This is a genomic window from Ruegeria sp. AL11, assembly GCF_056540865.1.
Genome location: NZ_JBQFXO010000097.1, coordinates 1 through 526, shown reverse-complemented (window position 1 = coordinate 526; position 526 = coordinate 1). Strand labels below are relative to the sequence as shown.

1 protein-coding gene is annotated in these 526 nt (G+C 59.5%); it reads left to right on the top strand.

Going from position 1 to position 526, the window contains the following annotated elements; all coding sequences use genetic code 11:
• Positions 1–526 (top strand): Ldh family oxidoreductase (locus tag ACR0IP_RS23480; RefSeq protein WP_480528207.1); only part of this gene is annotated, 526 nt, incomplete at both ends.

The window sequence follows — 526 nt, the reverse complement described above, 5'->3', positions numbered from 1 at the left end:
TTGAAATGGGCTTTGATGCATTGATCCCGGCGGCTCGTGAACAGGGCATCGCGGCCCTTGCGATCACCAACAGCTACAATTGCGGTGTGTTGGGTTATCACACGTATCGACTGGCGCAGGCGGGTCTGGTTGGTCTTGGATTCACCAATGCACCAGCATCCATTGCACCTTCGGGTGGATCGAAGCCCGTTGTCGGCACCAACCCGTTCTCTGTTGCGGTACCGGGTCCAGACGGGCAACCCGCGTTGCTGATTGACCAGAGCGCCAGCACCATCGCCAAAAGCGAAGTGATGAAACACGCCAGAGAAGGCAAGGCCATCCCGGTCGGCTGGGCACTGGACCCGGACGGAAACCCGACAACAGACCCGAATGTCGGTCTGAAAGGAAGCATGGCCCCATCCGGCGGATACAAAGGTGTGGGTATCGCTTTGCTGACTGAAATCATGGCGGCCGCTTTGACGGGGTCTACACTTGGGCTGCATGCCTCTCCGTTCTCGGGGACGGTCGGGGGTCCACCGAAAACCGG